Below are 2,547 nucleotides of genomic sequence, written 5' to 3'. Positions count from 1 at the left end.
GACTCCGCCCGTCGGCCTAGTGGCGGCGTCGGAGGAGGCGGGGCGGGGAACCCCTCGGCCCATGAGATTTCTCGTACGGGACCGGATCCTCGGCATCGGGGACGACTACTGGATCGAGGACGACCGCGGCCGCAAGGTCTTCCTCGTCGACGGCAAGGCGATGCGGCTGCGGGACACCTTCGAGCTGAAGGACGCCGAGGGGCGCGTGGTCATCGACATCCACAAGAAGATGCTCGCGCTGCGGGACACCATGGTGATCGAGCGGGGCGGGGAGCCGCTGGCGACGGTGCGGCGCAAGCGGCTGTCGCTGCTGCGCAACCACTACCGGGTGTCGCTGGCGGACGGCAGCACCGAACTGGACGTCAGCGGGCGCATCCTCGACCGGGAGTTCGCCGTCGAGTACGACGGCGAACTCCTCGCCGTGATCTCCCGCCGCCTGCTCACCCTGCACGACACCTACGGCGTCGACGTCGTCCGTGACGACGCCGACCCGGCGCTGCTGATCGCGGTGGCGGTGTGCGTGATCCACCTGGCGGAGAAGGAGCGGGAGGAGTAGCCCCCTGGAGGCGGACCGGCGGCCGGGGTCAGCGGCGGGGGCGGTCCAGGCCCAGGACGCGGTCCTTGAGGGCCGGGAAGCGGTCCCGGGTGCCCGCCACCGTCGCCGGGTCGAAGTCGACCGTCAGGACCTCCTCGCCGGACCCCGCCTCGGCGAGGACCTCGCCCCAGGGGTCCACCACGACCGAGTGGCCCGCCTGCGGAACTCCCGCGTGCGTTCCGGCCGTTCCGCAGGCGAGGACGTACGCCTGGTTCTCCACCGCGCGCGCCCGCGCCAGCAGCGTCCAGTGCGCGCGGCGCCGCTCGGGCCAGCCGGCCGGGACGACGAAGGTCTCCGCGCCGGCGTCGACCAGGCCGCGGAACAGCTCGGGGAAGCGCAGGTCGTAGCAGGTCGCCACGCCCACCACGGTGTCCGGCAGACGGACCGTCACCAGGTCCTCGCCCGCCCCCATCAGCACGGCCTCGCCCTTGTCGAAGCCGAAGCGGTGGATCTTCCGGTAGGACGCGGCGAGTTCGCCGGAGGGGGAGAAGACCAGGGAGGTGTTGTAGAGGGTGCCGTCGGCGGCCCGTTCCGGGACGGACCCCGCGTGCAGCCACACGCCCGCCTCGCTCGCCGCCTTGGCCATCGCCTCGTGCGTCGGCCCCTCCAGCGGCTCCGCCCCGGTCCCGAACGCCTCGTAGGCGAACGCTCCCGTGGTCCACAGCTCGGGGAGGACGACGAGGTCCGCCCCGGCCTGATCCCGTACCAGCGCGGCCACCCGGCGCCGACGCGATTCGACCGGTTCGTCCTCGTTCACGGCGACTTGCAGCAAGGAAGCGCGCACACTACCACCGTCCTGGCATTCGACCCGCGTCCACGGGCCTACGATCGTCACACGAAAGCACTGCCGGGGTGCCTGTCAGCAGCGTAACTTGGGGGTCCCGCCGGTTCGAGTGAAGCCGAGAACCGGGGGAGACCCGAGACACCCGCGCAGTGCAGCCATCGCCCACTGGCACCGCCGCCACAACCTGCCCGTGTACCGACCGCCGAGGGGTCCCGTTCCGTGAGTCTGCATCCCGCCCTCCAGCCCTACGCCGACGCCTGGTCCCACTCCATCGAGGCGATATCCGAGCTGGTGCAGCCGCTGCCGGAGGCCGACTGGAACCGGCGTACGCCCTGCCCGGGCTGGTCGGTCCGTGACGTGGTCTCGCACGTCATCGGCCTCGACTCGGAGATGTACGGCGACCCCCGGCCCATCCACACGCTGCCGCGCGACCTGTTCCACGTCACCAACGACCACCAGCGGTACATGGAGATGCAGGTCGACGTGCGCCGCCACCACACGGCGCCGGAGATGACCTCCGAGCTGGAGCTGATGATCATCCGGCGCAACCGGCAGCTGCGGAACGAGTCCCGCGACCCCGGCACCAAGGTGCGCGGTCCGCTGGGCACGGAGCTGACGCTGGAGGAGTCGATGCGCCGGCACGCGTTCGACGTGTGGGCGCACGAGCAGGACCTGCGCACCGCCCTCGGCCGCCCCGGCAACCTCGACTCCCCCGGCGCCCACGTCGCCCGTGACGTCCTGCTCGGCGAACTGCCGCGGGTCGTCGCCGACCTGGCGCAGGCGCCGCGCAGCTCCGCGGTGGTCGTCGACGTGCACGGCCCGGTGGAGTTCCTGCGCACCGTCCGCGTCGACATCCAGGGCCGCGGCACCCTCGAGACCGCCCCGGCCCTCGGCCCCGCCGCCGCCCTCGCCCTCGACTGGGAAACCTACGTCCGCCTGGCCTGCGGCCGCGTGACGGCGGAGTCGGTCGCGGACCGCGTGAAGACGGAGGGCGACCAGGACCTGGCCGCGGCGATCCTCCGCCACTTCGCGGTCACGCCGTGACCGAAGGCGGGGTGTGACCGGGGACGCGGCGGGACCCGGCGGCGGGCGGAAAACCGGTGTCGCCGCCGCCCCGGTGGCGGCTACCGTCCCCGCCGTGACCGACACCCGCACGCCCTCCGCACCC

General features: G+C 72.9%; 3 protein-coding genes. 2 read left to right on the top strand and 1 reads right to left on the bottom strand.

Annotation, left to right across the window (positions count from 1 at the left end):
* The first annotated feature begins 61 nt into the window (after positions 1-61).
* Entirely contained in the window at positions 62-556 is a 495-nt protein-coding gene (locus CCN29_RS32525) for an LURP-one-related/scramblase family protein (protein ID WP_006134923.1), read from the top strand.
* A gap of 28 nt (positions 557-584) precedes the next feature.
* Here the strand turns inward: CCN29_RS32525 and CCN29_RS32520 are convergent, their stop codons facing one another.
* Positions 585-1,379, bottom strand: coding sequence for a carbon-nitrogen family hydrolase (locus CCN29_RS32520; RefSeq protein WP_086686109.1), 795 nt, complete (start codon positions 1,377-1,379; stop codon positions 585-587).
* A 219-nt stretch (positions 1,380-1,598) separates the two neighbouring features.
* Between CCN29_RS32520 and CCN29_RS32515 the strand changes: the two genes are divergently transcribed.
* Positions 1,599-2,423, top strand: a complete 825-nt coding sequence (locus CCN29_RS32515) for a maleylpyruvate isomerase family mycothiol-dependent enzyme (RefSeq protein WP_006134921.1) — start codon at positions 1,599-1,601, stop codon at positions 2,421-2,423.
* Positions 2,424-2,547: the final 124 nt, after the last annotated feature.

It is taken from the genome of Streptomyces pseudogriseolus, from assembly GCA_002154585.1.
Lineage (GTDB): Bacteria > Actinomycetota > Actinomycetes > Streptomycetales > Streptomycetaceae > Streptomyces > Streptomyces pseudogriseolus.
Note: the sequence above shows the minus strand (reverse complement) of the source record. Positions and strands in the feature narration are given on the sequence as shown.